This is a genomic window from Adlercreutzia sp. DFI.6.23 (assembly GCF_024462535.1).
In the GTDB taxonomy this organism is placed as follows: domain Bacteria; phylum Actinomycetota; class Coriobacteriia; order Coriobacteriales; family Eggerthellaceae; genus Adlercreutzia; species Adlercreutzia rubneri.
Genome location: NZ_JANGBP010000005.1, coordinates 47663 through 68609, shown reverse-complemented (window position 1 = coordinate 68609; position 20947 = coordinate 47663). Strand labels below are relative to the sequence as shown.

Sequence of the window (20947 nt, the reverse complement as noted above, 5' to 3'; positions counted from 1 at the left end):
GGTTAGTTTATTCTAACTTTTAAGGGCCGCAAAACCGATGTTTCGTCATTTTCAAGCCATTTCAGCGAGTTAAACTCGCTTTCTGCTCAGCGTATCTTCCAAAGGGCCGTCACCAGCACGGCGGCGGCGAACAGCGTGGAGAGGGCAAAAGCCAGCTGGTAGGGCAGCGCGGACAGGCTCGCCCCGCCGTCGACGGCAGCAGCGCCGGCAGCGGCCGGATCCGCGACGGCTACGGCCGCACCCACCACGGTGACGATCAGCATCATAAGTGCCGTGCCCAGCGAGGCGCACACCTGACGGGCCGTGGCGAAGAACGCGCTGCCGTCCATGACGAGGCCGCCGCTCAAGCCCGACAACCCATAGGAGTTCAGCGGCCCCACCAGCCCGCTCACACCCACGGCGCGCACACCCTGCAGCAGCGTGAGGACCCACAGCGGCGTGCCTGGGCCCACGAACATGAACGAGGCGGCTCCCACCGTGAGGAAGACCGAGGAAGTGATGCACACGGCCCGGGCGCCCACCTTGTCCACCAGCACGCCGGCCAACGGGTTCACGAACAGCGCCACCACCGTGGCGGGGATGAACGCGATGCCAGCATCCAGTGCCGTCATATGGCAGGGCCCTTGGATGAACAGCGGCAGAACGAGCGTGATGCCCATGAACGACGCGAACAGGCAGTTCTGCGCCACGAACCCGGGCCGGTAGTGACGCGACGCGAAAATATCCAAGCAGATGAGCGGATGGGCGATCACGCGCTGGCGCCGCACGAACACCGCGATAAACACCGCACCCAGAAGCGCCGGCAACCACACCGAAGGGGCGGACAGCGGCATCGTGGCCGCGTTAGAGGCTCCCAGCAGAAGGCCGCCGAAGCCCAGCGTGGACTGCACGAACGACGGGTAGTCGAACACCGGGCGCGTATCGTGGTCGCCGTGGCTCTTCACCAGAACTGCGTTGGCGACCCACAGCACGGCGAGAAGGCCCGCAAGTATGATGTAGAAGCTGCGCCATCCCCAGCTGCCGGCGAGCGCACCGCCGATAAGCGGCCCGATATTGGGCGCGAACCCCATAGCGATACCGCCGATGCCCATAGCCGTGCCCGTGCGCTCCCGAGGAAAACGCGTCATAGCCACCGACTGCACGAGCGGCAGTGTAATGCCCGTGGCGATGGCCTGCAGCACCCGAGCCGCAATAAGCACGGCGAAGACCGGAGCGAAGAGACCGGCCACGGAACCCGCCAGGTAGAAGCCCAGCGCCAAGTACACCAAGCGCTTCAACGAGAACCGGCGCGCAAGGTAAGTGACCACCGGCACCGTGACCCCCATCGTGAGCATGTAGATGGTCGTGACCCATTGCCCCTGCGCCGCATCGATGGCGAAGTCGTCGCACACTTCCGTGAGCATGGAGTTCATCACCGTTTGGGTGAGAGAGCCCAAAGCGCAGGTGATGACAACGATGGCGAACAGGGCGTAGGTGTGCCCCTTCTCGGAAAGATGCATGGAAACCTCCGTACCTTCAGCATGACAGGGCGTTCGAGATTTCGCTCGGGCACCCGAAATCTGGCACGTGGCTACAAAACGAACGGAGGGACGCACCGCGCCCCTCCGCCATTATAACGCTCGATCTTGGAATTCGAGCTAGTTGAATTTCTGCTGGGTCTTCTCCAGCCCGTTGTCGATGAGGCACAGCACCGCGTCCGCACCCTCGGACACCGCGTGATCGAAAGCCTCGGTGTCGTCCTTGCTGCGCGGGCGCGAGAGCACCCAGTCGACCACGGGCTTGCGTCCCGGCGGCCGCCCGATGCCGATGCGCACCCGGAACCAGTCGCGCGTGCCCAGCTTGTCGCAGATGGAGCGCAGCCCGTTGTGCCCGGCGTGCCCGCCGCCGAACTTCACGCGAATGGTGCCCGGCTCGATGTCCAGCTCGTCGTGGACGACGATGAGATGGTCAGGGGCCACACCATAAGCGCGCATGAGCTTGCTCACCGGGCCGCCAGAGGTGTTCATGAAGCTCTGGGGCTTCACAAGTAGAAGCTCGTGGCCGCGGTAGCTCGCCTTCCCCACGAGCGCCCCGCCCTCGTTCTTCCAGTAGCGCACGCCCAGCTCGTCGGCGAGCGCGTCCACCGTATCGAACCCGGCGTTGTGCCGCGTGTGCTCGTACTCCTCGCCCGGATTCCCCAGGCCCGCGATCATATACAACTTGTCACCTATTTCCGTCATTCATCTTTGGAAGAGTAGGCCCGAGTCCCCGGGGAGGGGGCCCGCGCGCAGTTCATTGAAGTGCAAAAAGGGAGAGCCCGAAGCCCTCGAAGCGATCCGCGCCTCAATGCTGTTTGAGCGCGGGCTTCCCCCCCGGGGACTCGGGCCGGACAGCCAAGCAGCTATTCGAACAATTTCCCAATAGAGCCGTTGTTGTACACGACATCGATGGTCTGCGCGAACAGCGGCGCGATGGAGAGCACCTTGATCTTGCCGGTCTGGCGCGCCAGCGGCACGGGCACGGCGTTGGTGACCACCACTTCCTCGATGCAGGAGTTCTCCAAACGCTCGTAGGCCGGGCCGGAGAACAGGCCGTGGGTAGCGCAGGCGTACACCTCGGCGGCGCCCTTGGCCTTCAGCGTGGCCGCCGCGGCCACAAGGGATCCGCCGGTGTCGATCATGTCGTCGTTAAGGATGCAGATCTTGTCGGTGACATCGCCGATGAGCGCCGTGATCTCGGCCTGGTTGTGCTTCGGGCGGTCCTTGTGCATGATGGCGATGTCGCAATCGAGCGCCGTGGAGAACTTCTTCGCCGCCTTCGCGCGACCCACGTCCGGCGAGACCACGCACAAGCGCTCGGGATCGAAACCCTTGTTGCGAAAGTAGTCCACGAAAATGGGCATGGCCGTCATGTGGTTCACGGGGATGTCGAAGAAACCCTGGATGGCGTCCTGGTGCAGATCCACCGTGATGATGTTGTCGATGCCGGAGACCTCGAGCAGATCGGCCACGAGCTTGGCCGTGATGGGCTCGCGCGGGGCGGCCTTGCGGTCCTGACGGGCGTAACCGTAGTGCGCGATGACCGCCGAGATGGAGCGGGCGCTTGCGCGCTTGGCGGCATCGGCCATGATGAGCAGCTCCATGAGGGCGTCGTTCACGTCGAAGGTCTCGCTCGCGCACACCGACTGGATGAGGAACACGTCGGCGCCGCGGATGGACTCCTGATAGCGGGCGTAGATCTCGCCGTTGGCGAACTTCTCGTGCTTGATGTTGCCGAGGTTCACGTTCAGATACTTGGCGATCTCCTCGGCCAGCTCCGGATTCACCGAGCCGGAGAACAGGATCATGCGCTTGGTCATCTCGGTCATGGGGTGCGTCCCTTCTGCGACGGGTCTTTCAGCTTCGATTATTGTAGTACGATGGGCCGCTTCGTGCGGGCTGAAGCGGCCCGACCGACTATTTCTTCTTCTCGATGGGGTGCGCCGCCACCCAGCCTTCTATCTCCTGCTGTCTGGCGCGCCCGAGGGCCAGCGCTCCCGGCGTCACGTCCTTGGTGATGGTGGAGCCGGCGCCCACAAGCGCACCGGCGCCGATGGTCACGGGCGCCACCATCATGGTGTCGGAGCCGATGAAGGCGCCGTCCCCGATGATAGTGGCGTGCTTGTTCGCGCCGTCGTAATTGCAGGTGATGGAGCCGGCGCCGATGTTCACGCCCTCCCCCATGGTGGTGTCGCCGATGTAGGACAGATGCGGCACCTTCGAGCCCTTGCCGATGGTGGATTTCTTGATCTCCACATGGGTGCCGGCCTTGGCGCCCTCGCACAAGTGCGCCGCCGGACGCAGATAGGCGCGCGGGCCGCAGGTGGCGCCGTCGTCGATGAGCGCCTCCACCGCCACGGTCTCGTCGATGCGGCAGCCGCGACCGACGCGCGTGTCGGTCAGGCGGCTGTCGGGGCCCACGACGCTGTCCTCGCCGATCGTCGTCTTCCCCAGCAGCATGACGTTGGGCAGAAGCTCCACGTCGGGGGCGATCTCCACCTCGGGGCCGATGTAGGCCGTGGCCGGATCCCACATCGTGACGCCGGCGGCCATGTGCGCGTCGTTGATGCGCCGCTGCATGACGCGGGTCGCCTCGGCCAGCTGACCGCGGGAGTTCACGCCGAGACACTGCTCCGCATCGCTCGTCTTATAGGCGAGCACGGGCCGCCCGGCGGCGCGGCTGATGGCCAGCACGTCGGTGAGGTAGAACTCGCCCTGGGCGTTGTCGGAGTTCACCTGGGAAAGTGCGTCGAAAAGGGCGCGGGCGTCGAAGCAGTAGACGCCGGAGTTGCACTCGGTGATGGCCGCTTCCTCGGGGCTCGCGTCCTTCTGCTCGACGATGCGGGCCACCTCCCCGGCACCGTCGCGCACGATGCGACCGTAGCCGAAGGGGTTTTCAAGCTCCATAGTGAGCACGATGACCGCCGCGTTGTGCTCCTCGCGCAGGGCCGCCATCTGGCGAATGGTCTCGGGCTGAATGAGCGGAGAGTCGCCGGAGAGCACCACGACGGCGCCGTCGAAGCCGGCCAGGGCATCGGCGGCGGCCAGCACCGCGTCGGCCGTGCCGCGCTGGGCCTCCTGCACGACGATCTCGGTATCGCCTTCCACCAAAGGGATCACCTGGTCGCGCTGATGCCCCACCACGGTGACGACCCTATCGGCGCCCGCCTCCTTGGCCGCTTCCACGACCCACCGCACGAGCGGGCGGCCCAGCACCTCGTGAACCACCTTCGGCTTCTTCGACTTCATACGGGTACCGGCCCCCGCGGCCAAAATAATCGCAGCAGTTTCCATGAAACGCCCTTCTATAGCTATACGTGCGCCCGTTCGCGCCCATTTCCAATTGGCCTAGTATAGCGCAAGAAGCCTATAATCGAGCAGGTCGACACGAGGGAAAGGAGCGACCATGGCCCAAGGATTGGATGCACTGACCCGCGAAGAGCTCATCGAACTTTTGGAAATCACTGCAAAGGACCTCATCGCGCTGGACGGCACGTGGTTCCAGTCGCTGGAACGCGAGCAGGGCATGGACGCGGCCATGGAGCACGACCGCACGGCCTGGCGACGCTTCGTGCCCAGCGAGGCCCGGCGCCTGAAGAAGCTACTCGGCCTTTCGGATAGCTGCGGTCTCGAGGGACTCGCCGAGGCGCTGCCTTTGCGCTGCACCTCACTTGCGAACGAATGGGAGATTCGCTGGGAAGACGACGGCTCGCTCGCCTTCCGCATCACCGACTGCCGCGTGCAAAACGCCCGCAAGCGCAAGGGCATGGACTTTCATCCCTGCAAAAGCGTCGGCGAGTTGGAATACGCCGGCTTTGCCGCTGGCCTGGATGATCGCATTCAGTGCGAGTGCGTAAGCTGCTACCCCGCCATCGCCGACGACACCTGCAACTGCGCTTGGCGCTTCCGGATGGAGGGATAGACCTAAGACTGCGCAGAGAGATTCGGCCGAATTTGGCAAGTTTTTTTCCGCTTTTCGACGCGAAGGGCCGGCGACAAAGGTGCCCGAGGCGGAATTCCTGCCTCATATAGCGAATATCGCTAGATCAAGACAGCTGAAACGCCACGAGAGGCTTTGGCGCGAACCGAGCATGTCGAAAAACTCGGAAAACTTGCCAGAAGGGGCGCCCGCATCTTGCGAGGGGCGCCCCTATGACACGATGGCCCGGCCCTCACCTCGCGTTTTGCGCGGGTATCCCTCCCGGCTTCACGCCCGCTCCCCTTACTTGAATCGCTTCAGCAAAAGGGAGTTGCTGACGACGCTGACGCTGGAGAGGGCCATGGCGGCGCCGGCGAGGGCCGGGGCGAGGATGCCCACGGCGGCCAGCGGGATCATGATGCAGTTGTAGATGAGCGCCCAGAACAGGTTCTGCTTGATCTTGCGCATGGTGGCCTTCGACAGGCGCAGGGCCACGATGAGGTCGGACAGGCGGTTGCGCATGAGCACCACAGAACCGGCATCCAGGGCCACATCGGTGCCCGAGGCCAGCGCCACGCCGACGTCGGCGGCAGCCAGCGCCGGGGCGTCGTTGATGCCGTCGCCTACGAAGGCCACGACGGTCTTCGCGCCGGCAGCCGCATCTTGGGCGGCCTCCGCCGGGGACTCGAGGGGCACAGGCTCGGCGGGAGCGCCCATGTCGGGGTCAGAGGCGGCTATGAAGGCCGGGTCGGCCGCCTCCATTTCCAAAATGCGCTCGTCATCCTTCTCGGTATCGCGGGCCTCGGCGGCGGCATTGCCGAGCATGGCGATATCGGCGGCGCCCCGCACGGCGCGCACGCAATCGGCCTTCTCGAGCGGTTTCACACCGGCGAACACGTGGTCGGGCGCGATGCCCACCTCCTCGGCGATGGCCCGGGCCGTGGGCGCGGCATCGCCGGTGACCATGTAGGAGGTCACAGCGAAGTCGCGAGACAGCTCGCGCACCGTGGCCGCCGCGTCCGGTTTGGGCTCGTCGCGGAACTGGATGCGACCTGCGGCCACCCCGTCGATGGACACGAGTGAGCCCGAAGCGCCGGCCCCGTCGCCTTCGGCCTTCCCGACGCCCACGAACACCTCGTGGCCTTCCACGACGCCGCGCACGCCCTCGCCGACGACGGCCTCGAAGGAGGCGGCCGCCGGCAGCGGCGCCAGGTCGCGTCCGGTCGCGTAGGTCACAACGGCGCGGGCCAGGGGGTGCTCGCTCCTTTCCTCCAGGGCGGCGGCCAGGCGCAGGGCGTCATCGGGAACGTCGCAGGCCACAACGACCGGCTCGCCCTGGGTGAGGGTGCCCGTCTTGTCGAAAACGGCCGCCGACAAGTTGCCCATGGTCTCCAGCACCGTGCCGTCCTTAATGAGCACGCCGAGCTGGGCGCCCTTCCCCATACCCACGGTGAGCGCCGTGGGGGTCGCCAGGCCCAGCGCGCAGGGGCAGGCCACGCAGATGACGGCGATGGCCGGCATGAGCGCCTGCACCAGGCGGCCGTCGGAGCCGGCCGGTACGAGGAAGAACCATGCGCAGAACACGACGAGCGCGATCAGCAGGATGGCGGGCACGAACACCGCCGCAATGCGGTCGGCGATGCGCTGGATGGGGGCTTTCGTGCCCTGGGCGTCCTCCACGGCGCGCACGATGCGGGCCAGCGTGGAGTCGGCGCCCACGCGCAGGGCGCGCACGGTCACCGCGCCGGTAGTGTTCTGGGTGCCCCCGGTCACCGCGTCGCCCGCGGCTTTTACCACAGGCAGCGTCTCGCCGGTCAGCATGGACTCGTCCACTTCCGTGGCGCCTTCCACCACCACGCCATCGACCGGCATCTTCTCACCCGGCCGCACGAGCACCGTGTCGCCGGCCACCACCTGGGCCAACGGTACCTCGCGCTCCTCGCCGCCGCGCACCACCCGAGCCGTGGGCGGCGTCAGGTTCATGAGCGACTCGATGGCCTGGTTCGTGGCGCCCTTGGCGCGGCTTTCCAGCATCTTGCCGAACAGCACGAAGGTGATGAGCATGGCGCAGGTCTCGAAATAGGGCATGCCATCGTTGATGGCGAGCGCCGCATGGCTTTCCCAGTCCCCCGTGACCACCGGCAGAAACGTGATCCACAGCGAGAACAGAAACGCGATGGAAGTACCGAGCGCCACCAGCACGTCCATGTTCGCCGAGCCGCCCTTCAGCGACCCCCAGGCGCCCTTGTAGAACCGCGCGCCGCAGCCGAACTGCACCGGAGCCGTGAGCGCCAACAACAGGAGATTCGCCGCGAACATGGCCTGCACATGGGTGGGATCGGCCACGAACAGGCCGGCCAGGGCGCTGCCCACCCCCATGTGCCAGCCGGGAATCATGCCGATGGCCACGATGATCACCGTGAGCACGGCGGCCGCGCCGAACACCTTGCGATCGCGCTTGGCCCGGGCGGCCTCGCGGGCGCGGCGCTTCTCATCCACCAGCGGTGCGTCCTCGGGGATGATCTCAGCCGTGAAGGACAGGTCGTCGAAAACGGCGAGCATGTCGTCTACGCTGGCCTGGGCCGGGTCGAACACCACGCGCCCCGTGTTGTTGGCCAGGTTCACCGCCACATCCACGACGCCGGGCGTGGCGCGGTAGTGCTTCTCGATGTTGGCCGCGCAGTTCGCGCAGTGCATGCCGTCGATAGCCAGGCGCAGGTTGGCGCGAGGCGCTTCGCCGTTGGGCTGCGGCAGCTCTTGCCGGATCGGTTCTTGCTGGGTCGTCTTCTGCTGAATCGTCTCTTGCCGGGTCATAGCTCGCCTTCCTTACTTCGAGAAGCGGCGCATGAGCGCCATCACTTCGTCGATCACCTCATCGTTGCCGGCGCGCACCTCTTCCACCACGCAGGTGCGCATATGCTCGGCCAGCACCATCTCCGACACCCGCCGCACGGCGGACTCGGCGGCGGCCAGCTGCGTGAGCACATCACCGCAGTAGCGGTTGTCCTCGATCATGGCCTTCACGCCGGTAAGCTGACCGATGGCCCGGTTCAGCCGCTTCTGCATATCCGCCTGCAGCTCCATGCTGCGCGGCGTGCTCTTGTGCCGACAGGGACAATCGGACGCCTGGTCCGCCTGATCCGCCTGATCTGCTCTACCCGTCCGATCTGCTCTATCCGTCCGATCCGTTCTATTCGCGCCGGCCTTCGCCACCCCCTGGGCCGCCCCTCCTCCGCTACGCGTTTTCTCGTCCGCCATGGCGCTCCTTCGCTTGCGATGTTGTCCTTATGTTCGCAGCATTTATACCCCTAGGGGGTATTTTCGTCAATAGAGGAACGCATCGGGAAATGTCTCAGTCAACGAAACCACGCGATTCTGCATGAAATCTCGAGTTGTAAGCGTCCTAGCGATACCTGAAGGAGCTACATTCACCTGGATTTATCGCAAGATATTAAATTCGAAGACAAGAATGAGCTTTCAGACGCTTACAACTCGCGATTTCATGCAATGCCAGGGGTCTTCAATTACCGAGCGAGACGAGACGAAGCGTGAAGCGACCATTACCGGAAGGCCGACCGGAATCGATTCTTATGGAAGTGGAGCGCGACCGCTCTTATCGAACGGGGCTCAGACACGTTTCCTCCGGCAAAGCGGCACGAGCCCAGACGGGCCTCTTTCGGCGCAGACACAGGGAACCAGACAACGAAAAAGGCCCCGCAACCTCACGGCTGCGGGGCCCCAGTTCTGCTGAAACGCGGCGGGCGGCTTACAGCGAGTCGATGTAAGCGACGAGATCGCCCACGGTGACAAGCCCCTCGGGCTCGCCGAAGTCGACCTCGCAGGCCTCCTCCAAGTCGCAGATGAGCTCGACCATGTCCAGCGAGTCGATACCGAGGGACTCGAAGGTCGCCTCGGGGGTGACGGTGGCGGGGTCGATGTCGAGGTTGCTCTCGAGAACGCCGGCGATAGTGTCGATAGTGGCCATGAACTAATCCTCCTTTTGGGTGAGCAGACCGTAGCCGCCGTCCTCACGGCGGTACAGGATGTGCACCAGATTGGTGTCGCGATCAGTGTACGCGAAAAAGTCGTGGCCCAGAAGATCGATCTGGACGAGCGCCTCTTCTTCGGTCATGGGCGTGAACTCCGTCTCCTTGCGGCGGACGATCTCGTCCTCGGACAGCTCGTCCATCAGACGGTCGAGATCCAGCTCGCTCTCCGGGTGGGCGTCCTCGTGGGCGTAGTCGACGATGCGCTCCGTGGCGCGAACCTTCTTGTCCAGCACGCGGGTCTTGTACTTGCGCAGCTGGCGGGCGACCTTGGCGGCAGCCACGTCGATGGCGGCGTACATGTCCTCTTCGCTTTCCTCCACGCGCACGATGTGGCCCTTGACGCGGACGGTAACCTCGCAAATAGCCGGCAGCGGGTTGGCCGGGTTCTTCTCGGTGTAAAGAACAATTTCCGTGGAGACGGTGTCGGCGTCCACAGCCTTGATCGCGTTACCGACCTTCTCCTCAGCGTACTGACGAAGGGCGTCGGTGACGGGCATTTTGCGTCCGGACACGGTGATCGTCATGATTTCCACCTCTTTTAGCTCGTTGCTTGCACAATCAGCGTGGAAGGCGCGAGCCCGCTGGGGCACCTGAGCGCACCATGCGTAAAACGCACCCTTCCAAACTGGAAAAAACAGCATAGCGCACTTTTCGCGAGATTGACCGAGCAATTTGAGGTTGCAAGAAAACGATTGCCGTCTGAGGACTGTTTTCGGAATGCAGCGCCTTTGAAGTCGAACGGTTCTCGTTTTCGTGTGAAAAAGGCTGCTACGGGGACTTTACAGATAGGGATTTTCGCTGAAGCGAAAGGGAAAGCGGTTACAATTAACGGATATCTGTGAAGCTGCCTTGCTCGCAGGCGGCTGAGTCGGTAAGAGAAATTGAGGATGTAAGGCATGGAACCCACTGCGAAGAATCCCGATCCGCATCATATCTTCATTGATGAAGTCCAGGGGCATCAGCGTCGCTGGTTGAAAGTCATCCAATTTACGAGTTCGTCCACGAAAGCGGCGGCCATCATGCTGGCGGCGGCTATTGTGGCCCTCGTTATCGCGAACTCGCCGTTCTTCGAGCCCTTTGAGGAGTTCTGGCACACCCATGTAGTGGTGGGCGTCGGCGGCTTTATCGGCGAGATGTCGCTGGCCCATATCATCAACGACATCTTCATGGCGGTGTTCTTCCTGCTCGTAGGGTTAGAGATCAAATACGAGATGACCGTCGGCGAGCTCACGAACATCCGCCAGGCGGCGCTGCCCATCATCGCGGCCTGCGGCGGCGTTCTGGCCCCTATCGTCATCTACTCCATCTTCAACGCCACCAACCCTGAGACCTCCCACGGCTGGGGCGTGCCGACGGCGACCGATATCGCCTTCGCCTTGGGCATCATGGCGCTGCTCGGCAACCGCGTGCCCAACGGCGTGCGCGTGTTCCTCTCCACCTTGGCCGTGGCCGACGACATCATCGCCATTCTCGTCATTGCCATCTTCTACGGTCAGAGTCCCTCGCTCATGTGGCTTGCCATTGCTGCGGCCATTCTCGTGGTGCTCGTACTGATGAACCGGGCGCACGTGTACGCCCTGACGCCTTACATGCTGGTGGGTTGCCTGTTGTGGTTCGCGGTGTTCATGTCCGGTGTTCATTCCACCATCGCCGGCGTGCTGCTCGCCTTCACGATCCCCACGGGGTCGCGCGTCGATCTGCAGAAGTTCATGACCTGGTCGGGCGACCGGGTTCGCGAGGCGCGCGCCGCCTATGTGGAGACCGAGCCGGTGACGCTTCAGAAGGATTACATGTTCACCGTCACCCGGCTCTCCAGTGTTGCTCGTCAGGTGGTACCCCCGGCCACGCGCTTGGAGCATATGCTGTACCCGTGGGTGTACTTTGCCGTGCTGCCCCTGTTCGCGCTGACCAACGCCGATGTGAGCTTCCTTGGCGGCGATGTTCTCGCTATGGTCTCGAGCCCGGTGTTCTTCGGCGTGTTCTTAGGATTGCTTCTGGGCAAGCCCATCGGCATCCTGCTCTTCAGCTTCTTGACGGTGAAGCTGAAGATCGCCAACCTGCCCGATCATGTTAACTGGATCCATATGCTGGGTGCCGGCATCCTGGGCGGCGTGGGCTTCACCATGGCCATCTTCGTGGCGAACCTCGCCTTCCCCGAGGCCGTGCTCATCGCCGATGCGAAGATCGGCATTCTGTCGGCCTCGCTTCTGGCCGGCGTGATCGGCTTTTTGTTCCTGTTCATGCAGGCGAAGGCGGCCGAGCGCCAGGGCATCTCGTACGTGTCCGCCTCGCTGGATGAGGTGGTGCGCCAGACCGCCGGCGAGGAAGCCGCCGATATGGCCGACGACGTGGTTCTCGGCTGCGGCGACGAGGATCTGGTCGACGATGTGCGCGAGGTGCTGGAAGCCGAGGGCGGCGTGGCGGAGTTCGTCGTGCACGAGATCCGCGACGAGGCCGAGGCCGAGGAAGCCGAAGACGTCACCGGCACGCGGCCCTAGGGGACGCGTCGGTCCGCGGGCTTTTCGTACTTTCGGAGGGCGCTCTTTCGGGGGCGCCCTTTTTCATGCATCAAGTCGTTTTCGCAAACAGCAAGCTCGCTACAACGCGCCCATGAGGTCGGCGATGGCGTAGAGGGTGCCGAAGGCGACGGCGCAGCCCTCGGATCCGGCGGCGTCGCGGGCTGCGCGCAGGGCATCGGCGGGAGTAGCGCTGACGCGCACGGGCACGTCATCGGCCCGGCCCTCTTCCACCATAATCTCGCGCACGCAAGCCGCCAGCTCGTCGACCGCCAGGGCGCGAGGGCTTTTCGGGGCGTACACCGAGAAGCTGCGGGCCCACGGCGCCACGGCGCGCACCATGGCCGGGTAGTCCTTGTCGGCCAGCACGCCCAAAGCAAAGTCGACCGAAGCGCGTCCCTCCTCCCCCAGAAGATCGGCGAGCGAGGCGGCCAGGGCCTCGGCCCCCTGGGGGTTGTGACCACCGTCCACAATGGTAAGCGGCGCGGTATCCACCACTTCGAAACGGCCGGGCCAACGGGCGGAGGCGATGCCCGCGAAAGCGGCCTCGTCGGAGATGGCCCACCCGCGCCCGCGCAGCACGTCGACCGCCGTCAGGGCCAGCGCCGCGTTGAAGGGCTGGTAGCTGCCGAGGAGACGCGTCTCGAACCCCCTCCCCTTCCACGAGAACCGGCGCAGGGCCGCTCCCGCGAGCGGCTCCACGGACAAGTCGCCGAAGTCGGGCACGAAAAGTTCGCAACCGCGCTCGGCGGCCACGGCCTCGATGACCGCCATGGCCTCGCTCTCCTGGGGCCAGCTCACAACGGGCGCTCCCGCCTTCACGATACCGGCCTTCTCGCCGGCGATGGCGGCCAAGGTGTCCCCGAGCAAATCGGTATGGTCGAGCCCGATGCGGCAGACCACGCTCGCCTCGGGAGCCTCGATGACGTTGGTGGCGTCCAACCGCCCCCCGAGCCCCACTTCCAGTACCACGATATCGCAGCCCACGGCGCGGAAATGCTCGAAGGCCACCGCCGCCATGAGCTCGAACTCCGTAGGATGATCCCCGCACGCCGCCTCCACGGCCGCAGCCGCCGGGCGCACCGCCGCCACGGCCCGGGCCAACTCCTCGCCCGTGATGTTCTCACCGTTCACGCGGATGCGCTCCTCGAAGCAGAGGATGAACGGACTCGTGAACAGGCCCACCTTGTAGCCGGCCGCCTGCAGCACCGAGGCCACATACGCGCACACCGACCCCTTCCCGTTGGTACCCGCCACGTGCACGAAGCGCAACTCGTCCTGGGGGCGCCCCAAGCGCTCCAGCAGATCCACCATGCGCGAGAGCCCCAGGCGCGAGGCCTGCCAGCGCGGGGTGTTTATCCAGGCTACGGGATCGAAGTGGCGCGCATCTTCCACGGCACGTTCTCCTTCAATAACGCGGCTACCGTTTTCTTACAAACCCGGTAACCGATGGGGCATATCACGGCTCCATTCTATACTAGGTTCCGGGCACGAGAGGCCGCGCGACGAGAGGAGGAGCCATGGCAGCCATTTACGACCTGAACCGGCCGAACCCGCTGGCAGCGCCCTGCGACGAGGAAAACTGCAAGCCGCCCCTGGTCAAGATCCTCACCTCCCACGAGTTCAGCCAGCTCACGCATATCGCTCCGGAGGCGCGGGCAGAGCTGGCGGCGCTCGAGCTGGCGGCGGCCAACTTCGTCGAGCTGTACCCCTCCTACATCATCGGCTCGTTCTCGGTGCCGGACAAATCCGACCCCACGGGCGATCCGGACACCATGTCGTTCTACCTGGAAGCCGACCACCTCATCCTCATCGACGACGGCGACATCGCTCAGAAGACCCTGGACAAAGTGGCCGCCACGGGCATTCTCACGAAGCCCACCACCTCGCATACCCTGTACGCCTTCATGAAGACGCTCATCGCCGACGATTTCAGCTGGTTCTCCTCCATGGAAGACGCCATGGAAAGCCTCGAGGACGCCATGATCGGCCACCATGCCGACATCTCGTCGCAGACCATCATGAGCTACCGGCGCGCCGCCATGCGCATGGGCTCCTACTACCAGCAAATCGGCGTCATGGCCGACCTCATCGCCGACAATGAGAACAAGGTCATGAGCCGCGAGGAGGCCCGCACCTTCGGGCACATCACCACCCACGCGAACCATCTGTCCGACCGCGCCGATATGCTGCGCGAGTACAGCCTGCAGCTTTACGAGCTGCATCAGACGCAGATCGACTTGAAGCAGAACTCCACCATGCAGATTCTCACCATCGTCACGGTGATGTTCGCGCCGCTCACGCTCGTCACCGGCTGGTTCGGCATGAACCTCACCGTTCTACCGGGACTCGATTGGCCCTATATGGCGGCCACGATCATCACCCTGGCCCTGGTCATGATCGTGGTGATGGTGTTGTTCTTCAAGCGGAAGAGATGGCTTTAAACCTCGCCGCGCAGCAGCTCGCCTAAGGTGGCGAAGTCGTTTTCCAAGGCCTCGCGCTTCTTGCTGTCGTAGAGCGCGGCCGCCGGATGGAAGATGGGGAACACCTTGAAGCGCCCCGCCCGCTGCAGCGTGCCGTGCAGGCGCGTGATGCCCACATCGGTTTTCAGGATGAACTTCGTGGAGAAGTTGCCCAGCGTGACGATGTACTCCGGGTTGATGGTGCGCGTCTGCTCGCGCAGAAACGGCGTGCAGGCCTGAATTTCCTCGGGACGCGGATCGCGGTTGGAAGGGGGACGGCACTTCAGCACATTGGCGATGTAGACGTCCTCGCGGGACAGCCCGGCGATGGCCAGAAGCTCGTTGAGGTACTTGCCGGCGGCGCCCACGAAAGGCTCACCCTGCAAATCCTCGTTCTTGCCCGGGGCCTCGCCGACGATGAGCACCCGGGCCTCGGGATTGCCCACGCCGAACACCGTCTGCGTGCGGCCATCGCACAAGGGGCAGCGGCGGCAGGCGGCCACTTGGGCTTGCAGGTCTTCTAGCGGAATGCGGGGGTGCTCCATCGGGCGTCCTTCTTTCTTGAGTTCCTTTTTGGGACTCGCCTCGGGCGAGCGCCGGGAGGGGGTGCCGTGCTCAAACAGCATTCTATGGCATTTCCCGCCGAGAGTCGCGGCATTTTCGTATGCCATAGAATGAACTGCGCGCGGCACCCCCTCCCGGCGCTCGCTGCGCATTGCTGTTTTTCAACCTGCTGCTCAGACTTGGTACTCGCTGCGCATTGCCTTCTATACGTACAGCCTCGGCAAGCGAGAGCAGCCGAAGCCGATGGCCACCTCGTGCTGGATGGTGCCCAAAGTCTCGGCCATCTGGTCGATGGTGACCGAGGCCTCGCCCTGCTCCCCCACGATGGTCACCGTATCGCCGATCTGCGGGTCGAGGTCGTTGCGCTGGCGCAGGTTCACTTCGAACATGGACTGGTCCATGCAGATGTTGCCCACCTGGTGGAAGCGGCGGCCGGCCAGCAGCACGTCGGTGCGACCGGAAAGGCCCCGGCGGAAGCCGTCGGCGTAGCCGATGGGCATGGTGCAGATCTTCACGGCGCCGGGGCTGCGGTAGTTCAGGCCGTAGCTGACGCCCTCGCCCACCGGCAGCGTCTTCACATCGGTGATGCGGGCCTTCACGCTCATGGCCGGCTTCAGGTCGATCATCGGATAGGCCTCGGGGCACGGGTAGAATCCGTACAGCGAAATGCCGAGGCGCACCATGTCCAGCTGCACCTCCGGGTAGCGGATGGCGGCCGCGGAGTTCGCCGCGTGCACGATGCCCGGGTTGATGCCGGCCGCGCGCAGGGCGTTCACGGCTTCCGAGAAGCGCTTGACCTGCCGCTCGAAGTCGATGGTGCCGGGGCAGTCGGCCGTGGCGAAGTGGGTGAAGGTGCCCACCAGATCGAGCGCCCGATGGAACGATATCTGTCGCGCGAATTCCACGACCTCGTCCCAACGCACGCCGATGCGGTTCATGCCCGTGTTCACCTTCATATGGAAGGGCGCGGACACCCCGAAGGCGTCGGCGGCCTCGGCGTAGCGGATGGCGAACTCGGCGGTGTAGACCGCCGGCATGATCTTGTAGGCCAGAAGCAGCGGGATGGCCGTAGCCGGGGGCTCGCCCAGAATGAGGATAGGGGCGTTCACGTAGGCCTCGCGCAGGGCGATGGCCTCGTCCACCGTGGCCACGCCCAAGTACTCGGCCCCGGAGTTCAGCGCCGTTTTGGCGCACTGCACGGCGCCGTGGCCGTAGCCGTCGGCCTTCACCACGGCCATGAGCCGGGTACCCGGATTCAGGCGCTGCTTCACGGCCGAGGCGTTGTGGCGGATGGCGTTCAGGTCGATCTCCACCCAGGCCCAGCGCCGATCCACCTCGGGAATGCGGGCGAGCTTGTCCGGATCGAAGCGCGGAGCGCCGGCAGCCGCCGTGCCCTGCTCAGCGAAGCGCAGCACATCGCTGGCCGCCGAGGACAGCTGGGACAGGGGGCGTGCTCCGGCCCCGCGAGCGACTGCATCGGAGCCGCCCTCTGCAGCAACGCCCGCGCCGACGCGCTCGGCGCCGGCCGGCGACCAAGCCTCGGCCAGATTGCGGGCCTGGGCCTGTTTGCGCGCCGCGAACGGCGTGTCGTCGTACCGCGAGCCGCGCAGGGCGTCGCCCGCGGACACGAAGTTCGGATCTCGGTGCGAAAACCCCGTGAACCCGTTGGGAAGATCAGTCATAGTGCTACCACCTCAAACAGCCGCGCCCTTATCGAGCGCGGCCGCATCTAGAACACGTTCCTCATGAAGTATAGCGCAGACCCGACGCACGGGAACGCGCTCTTTTGGCATGGGGCAAAGACTTCCGACCACGAGAACCCAGTCCCGGAAAGCCATACGGCAAGCGCATCCGCAGCCAACCCTCCATCGCGACTTCGAAGCCAAAGGCCCTTGCGCGCCCGCTGCCTTACCCGAGTTCGCCCCGGGCCGCGGCGGCGGCGAGTTTCTCCGAGAGATCCTTCTGCGTGTTGTGCCCCTCGCCGGCCATCATCTTCACGGCATGGGGAAGCGCCTCCACGATACCTTCCCAGTTCTCGGTGGCCGCCTTAGTGGAGCCGGGCAGGTTGATGATGAGCGTGTGCCCGCGCTGGGCGCAGATGGCGCGCGAGAGCATGGCGAAGGGGGTGATGGCGACACTGTGGGCGCGCATGGCCTCAGCGATGCCGGGCACCTCGCGGTCGGCCACGTCGCGGGTGGCCTCGGGGGTCACGTCGCGCAGCGAGAGACCCGAGCCGCCGCAGGTGAGCACGATGTCGGCGTCGGTGTTGTCGCAGGCGTCGATGAGCGCGCCGGCGATGAACGGGCGCTCGTCCATTTCCACAACGCGGCGGACGCACTCCCAACCCTGCTCGGCAATGAGCTGCTCCAGCTTCTGCCCCGCCTCGTCAGTTTCCAAAGTGCGGGTATCGGAGCACGTGATGATGGCGAATTTGATGGTCATGGCTTCTCCTAGAGAACGACTTCTTCCGGAATATCGAGCAGCAGGCAATCGACGATGGAGCCCGCAGGTTGAGGCTCGGTGCCCTCGGGCATGACGGCCAGGCAGTTGGTCTTCTGGATGGGGCCGAACAGCCCCGAGCTCTGGTTCTTGGCCGGCGTCACCTCATAGCCCTCGGCGGTGCGCGTCAGGTTCGCCCGCAGGTAGATGCGGCGCGGGTCGCGGTTCTTCTCGTCGGCAGTGAGGCGCGCCTTCACGACGGGATGATCCATGAAACGGTAGCCCTGCATGGTGCGCAGCGCCGGGCGGATGAGCATTTGGAAGCCCACGTAGGCGGCCGCCGGGTTGCCGGGCAGGCCGAAGACGGGCGTACCCTCCACGATGCCGAAGGTCTGGGCCTTGCCGGGACGCATGTTCACCGTGGTCATCAGAAGCTCGCCGAGCTCGGCCACCACTGGCTTGATGAAGTCGAAGTCGCCGTTGGCGGCGCCGCCCGTGGTGACGACGAAGTCGTACTCGCGGGCCGCAGCGGCCACGGCGTCGCGCAGGGCCTCGAAGGTGTCCTGGACGATGGGCAGCATCACGGCCTCGGCGCCGGCCTCGCGGGCGCAGGCGGCCATGGCGTAACTGTTGGAGTTGCGGATCTTGCCGGGGCCGGGCACCTCGGAAGGCGGCACGAGCTCGCTGCCCGTGGCGATGACGGCCACGCGCGGACGGCGGTAGACGGGCACCTCCAGCACGCCGCAACCGGCCAAAAAGCCGACGCCGGCGGCGGTGAGCACATCGCCCGCTTCCACGACCACGTCTCCCGCATGGGCCTCCTCGCCGGCGGCGCGGATGTTGGAGCCCACCTTCGTCGGGGCGGCAAACGACACCACCGAGCCCGGCTTGCCGTCGCCTTCCACGACGCCCACGATCTCGTACTTCACTACAGCGTCGGCATCGGCGGGCAGGCAGGCGCCGGTCATGATGCGCACGCATTCGCCGTCGTCTATGGTTCCCTCGAACACATCTCCGGCACCGATCTCGGCAATGACCCGCAGGGTCGCAGGAGCCTCCTCGGTAGCCTCGGCGATCTCGGCAGCGCGCAGGGCGAAGCCGTCCATGGCCGAATGCGCGAAGGGCGCAACATCGATGTCGCTTGTCTGATCGGCCGCCACCACACGCCCGACGGCATCGAGCAGCTCCACCGTTTCCACGGGCAGTTTCTCCACGGCCCCGCACACGAGCGCGCGGGCCTCTTCCAACGGAATCATTTCTCTCACAGGATCGGTCCTTCCCTTCCGCCCCGCCGCGCCATGCTCGGCACCATCGCGCCACAGCAGCACCGCGAGCACGGAATCCAACCGTCGTCGTTTCACTGGGGATCATTATAACTATTGCAGGATAACTACGGTCGAAAAGAGCGACGTTTTCACCGTCGCCGCAGATGCCTTCTCCGAAAAGATTCGCGCAATTCCTAGTCGCCGAACTGCATGCGGTAGTAGCGGGCGTAGACGCCATCGCGGGCCAGCAGCTCCTCGTGGGTTCCCTGCTCGAGCACACGGCCGTCCTCCACCACGGCGATGAGGCTCGCGTTGCGGATGGTGGACAGGCGGTGCGCGATGGTGATGGTGGTGCGCCCGCGGGAGAGCTCCGCCAGCGACGCCTGGATGGCGTGCTCGCTCTCGTTGTCAAGGGCGCTCGTGGCCTCGTCCAGAATGAGGATGCGCGGATCGCGCAGGAACACGCGCGCGATGGAGATGCGCTGCTTCTGGCCGCCGGACAGCCGCGCGCCGCGCTCGCCCACGAGCGTGTCGTAGCCGTCGGGCAGCGAGCAGATGAACTCGTGGATGTTGGCCTTGCGCGCCGCCTCCTCGATTTCGGCCTGGGTGGCGCCGGGGCGGCCGTAGGCGATGTTCTCCCCCACCGTGCCGCCGAACAAATACACGTCCTGCTGCACGATGCCGATGGCGTCGCGCAGGCTTGCCAATGACACGTCGCGCACGTCCACGCCGTCGATGGTCACCGCGCCGCCGGCCACGTCGTAGAAGCGCGGCAGAAGCGAGCAGGTGGTGGTCTTGCCGCCGCCCGAGGGCCCCACGAGCGCCACCGAGGTGCCGGCGGGGATGGAAAGCGTGAGCCCGTCGAGCACCGGATGGGTGCCGTCGTAGGAGAACGTCGCGTCGCGATAATCCACAGCGCCGCGCACCTCGCCGCCGCAGGCCTCGGCCAAAGTGGGCGCGCCGGGCTTGGTGGCCACGTCGGGCCGCTCGGCCAGCACCTCGATGAAGCGGCGGAAACCTGCGTAGCCCTTCTGCAGGGTCTCGGTGAAGTTGATGAGCTGCTCTACCGGTGCCATGAAGATGCCCACATACAGGGCGTAGATGGCCAAATCGGTCACGGCGAGCGTTCCTGCGGCCACGAAGTAGCCGCCGCCCACCACGACGATGGTGTACAAAAGCCCCGTGAACAGCGAGTTCAGACCATGGAAGGCGCCCATGAACTTGTAGGATCGGTTCTTCGTGTCGAGAAATGCCTCGTTGGCCGCGCGGAACTTCTCGCGCTCGGCGTCCTCGCCGCCGAAGGACTTCACGACGCGGATGCCGCCGAGGGAATCCTGCACCGCCGCGTTGATGCCGGCCATGCGCTCGCGGTTCTCGCGGAATATGCGGCGGCGCCAGTAATTCAGCGCGAAGGACAGCGCCGCCATGACGATGGTGACGACAAGCATGATGGCGGTGAGCGGCCCGTTGATCATGAACAGCAGCACGAAGGAGCCGACGATCTTGAGCGTGCAGATGAACAGGTTCTCCGGCCCGTGGTGCGCGAGCTCCGATATGTCGAACAGATCGGTGGTGATCTTCGACATCATGACACCGGTGTTGTGGCGGTCGTAGTAGCCGAAGGAGAGGCGCTGGTACTGCTCGAACAAATCGCGGCGCATGTCGGCCTCCATGCGCGCGCCCATGACGTGACCCCAATAAGTGATGAACCACTGGCAGCCCGTGCGCGCGGCGTACAGCGCGATGAAGAGCAGCGCGATGAGCCCGAGGCTGCCCAAGATGACCGAGGGCGCCTCCGTGAAGAACTCGCGGGTGAAGAAGTTCAGCAGCTGCGGAAAGGCCAGATCGACCCCGGCCAAGATGCAGGCGGCCACGAGATCGGCAAAGAAGAGCGCCTTGTAGGGCTTGTAGTAGCCGGCGAACCGCCGCAGCACCTCGGCGGCGGCGACGTCGGCGTGTGTTTCCTTGGATGTGTCGACAGCAGTGGCCATAGGCCCATTCTAGCCCTCTGGGATTAATTTCGATGCCGAAGTCATCACGCTTTCACAACCCTTCGACGAATCGTCGCTCCCCGTCCTCCTTCATCTCCGCAACCGGCCCCGCAACCGCCCAAACATCCACTTTGGAACCCGAACCTTCGCTGGCATAACTTCGGTCGACGAACTACCGCTTTTCTGCATGAGATCTCTTGCCTGCAGAGTTTCACATTCCTTGGG

17 protein-coding genes are annotated in these 20947 nt (G+C 64.9%); 3 read left to right on the top strand and 14 right to left on the bottom strand.

The window, feature by feature from the left end; translation table 11 throughout:
• Positions 1-86: 86 nt before the first annotated feature.
• The 4 genes from NE591_RS06200 to glmU all read right to left on the bottom strand — a co-directional run bounded on the left by NE591_RS06200 (position 87) and on the right by glmU (position 4811).
• Positions 87-1499: an MFS transporter gene (locus tag NE591_RS06200; RefSeq protein WP_114539668.1), complete on the bottom strand. Its 1413-nt coding sequence runs from the start codon at positions 1497-1499 to the stop codon at positions 87-89.
• A 138-nt stretch (positions 1500-1637) separates the two neighbouring features.
• The gene (gene pth, locus NE591_RS06195) at positions 1638-2198 is read right to left on the bottom strand and encodes an aminoacyl-tRNA hydrolase (RefSeq protein ID WP_114539677.1); all 561 of its coding nucleotides are present in this window, start codon (positions 2196-2198) and stop codon (positions 1638-1640) included.
• 182 nt (positions 2199-2380) lie between these two features.
• A complete protein-coding gene (locus tag NE591_RS06190; RefSeq protein ID WP_022740387.1) occupies positions 2381-3346 on the bottom strand; it encodes a ribose-phosphate pyrophosphokinase in 966 nt (321 codons plus the stop codon).
• Between the two features lie 88 nt (positions 3347-3434).
• Positions 3435-4811, bottom strand: coding sequence for a bifunctional UDP-N-acetylglucosamine diphosphorylase/glucosamine-1-phosphate N-acetyltransferase GlmU (gene glmU / locus NE591_RS06185; RefSeq protein ID WP_114539667.1), 1377 nt, complete (start codon positions 4809-4811; stop codon positions 3435-3437).
• 112 nt (positions 4812-4923) lie between these two features.
• On the opposite strand from glmU, the gene NE591_RS06180 reads away from it, so the two are divergent.
• Complete coding sequence (locus tag NE591_RS06180) at positions 4924-5439, top strand: DUF6125 family protein (protein WP_114539666.1); 516 nt, start codon at positions 4924-4926, stop codon at positions 5437-5439.
• A 300-nt stretch (positions 5440-5739) separates the two neighbouring features.
• Here NE591_RS06180 and NE591_RS06170 read toward each other — a convergent pair whose 3' ends face one another.
• From NE591_RS06170 to hpf, 4 genes are all read right to left on the bottom strand, one after another.
• The gene (locus tag NE591_RS06170) at positions 5740-8250 is read right to left on the bottom strand and encodes a cation-translocating P-type ATPase (protein WP_275178660.1); all 2511 of its coding nucleotides are present in this window, start codon (positions 8248-8250) and stop codon (positions 5740-5742) included.
• Positions 8251-8262: 12 nt separating this feature from the next.
• A complete protein-coding gene (locus tag NE591_RS06165; RefSeq protein WP_371130576.1) occupies positions 8263-8502 on the bottom strand; it encodes a metal-sensing transcriptional repressor in 240 nt (79 codons plus the stop codon).
• 700 nt (positions 8503-9202) lie between these two features.
• The gene (locus tag NE591_RS06160; protein ID WP_016309287.1) at positions 9203-9421 is read right to left on the bottom strand and encodes an acyl carrier protein; all 219 of its coding nucleotides are present in this window, start codon (positions 9419-9421) and stop codon (positions 9203-9205) included.
• A 3-nt stretch (positions 9422-9424) separates the two neighbouring features.
• The gene (gene hpf / locus NE591_RS06155) at positions 9425-10009 is read right to left on the bottom strand and encodes a ribosome hibernation-promoting factor, HPF/YfiA family (protein ID WP_114539663.1); all 585 of its coding nucleotides are present in this window, start codon (positions 10007-10009) and stop codon (positions 9425-9427) included.
• A 372-nt stretch (positions 10010-10381) separates the two neighbouring features.
• On the opposite strand from hpf, the gene nhaA reads away from it, so the two are divergent.
• Positions 10382-11983, top strand: a complete 1602-nt coding sequence (nhaA, locus tag NE591_RS06150) for a Na+/H+ antiporter NhaA (RefSeq protein WP_227070369.1) — start codon at positions 10382-10384, stop codon at positions 11981-11983.
• Positions 11984-12082: 99 nt separating this feature from the next.
• Here the strand turns inward: nhaA and NE591_RS06145 are convergent, their stop codons facing one another.
• Complete coding sequence (locus NE591_RS06145) at positions 12083-13396, bottom strand: folylpolyglutamate synthase/dihydrofolate synthase family protein (RefSeq protein ID WP_227070368.1); 1314 nt, start codon at positions 13394-13396, stop codon at positions 12083-12085.
• 125 nt (positions 13397-13521) lie between these two features.
• Here NE591_RS06145 and NE591_RS06140 point away from each other — a divergent pair, with 125 nt between their 5' ends.
• Complete coding sequence (locus NE591_RS06140) at positions 13522-14445, top strand: CorA family divalent cation transporter (protein WP_117283908.1); 924 nt, start codon at positions 13522-13524, stop codon at positions 14443-14445.
• On the opposite strand, the gene NE591_RS06135 is transcribed toward NE591_RS06140, so the two are convergent.
• The 5 genes from NE591_RS06135 to NE591_RS06115 form a co-directional block, all read right to left on the bottom strand.
• Complete coding sequence (locus NE591_RS06135) at positions 14442-15008, bottom strand: uracil-DNA glycosylase family protein (RefSeq protein ID WP_227070367.1); 567 nt, start codon at positions 15006-15008, stop codon at positions 14442-14444. The genes NE591_RS06140 and NE591_RS06135 overlap by 4 nt on opposite strands.
• A gap of 222 nt (positions 15009-15230) precedes the next feature.
• Positions 15231-16709, bottom strand: a complete 1479-nt coding sequence (gene alr, locus NE591_RS06130) for an alanine racemase (RefSeq protein ID WP_227070366.1) — start codon at positions 16707-16709, stop codon at positions 15231-15233.
• A gap of 226 nt (positions 16710-16935) precedes the next feature.
• Positions 16936-17469 carry a molybdenum cofactor biosynthesis protein B gene (locus tag NE591_RS06125; RefSeq protein ID WP_117283910.1) on the bottom strand — a complete coding sequence of 178 codons (534 nt, stop codon included), beginning with the start codon at positions 17467-17469 and terminating at the stop codon, positions 16936-16938.
• A gap of 8 nt (positions 17470-17477) precedes the next feature.
• Positions 17478-18731, bottom strand: a complete 1254-nt coding sequence (gene glp / locus NE591_RS06120; protein ID WP_227070365.1) for a gephyrin-like molybdotransferase Glp — start codon at positions 18729-18731, stop codon at positions 17478-17480.
• 194 nt (positions 18732-18925) lie between these two features.
• The gene (locus tag NE591_RS06115) at positions 18926-20722 is read right to left on the bottom strand and encodes an ABC transporter ATP-binding protein (RefSeq protein ID WP_157011953.1); all 1797 of its coding nucleotides are present in this window, start codon (positions 20720-20722) and stop codon (positions 18926-18928) included.
• Between the last annotated feature and the right edge of the window lie 225 nt (positions 20723-20947).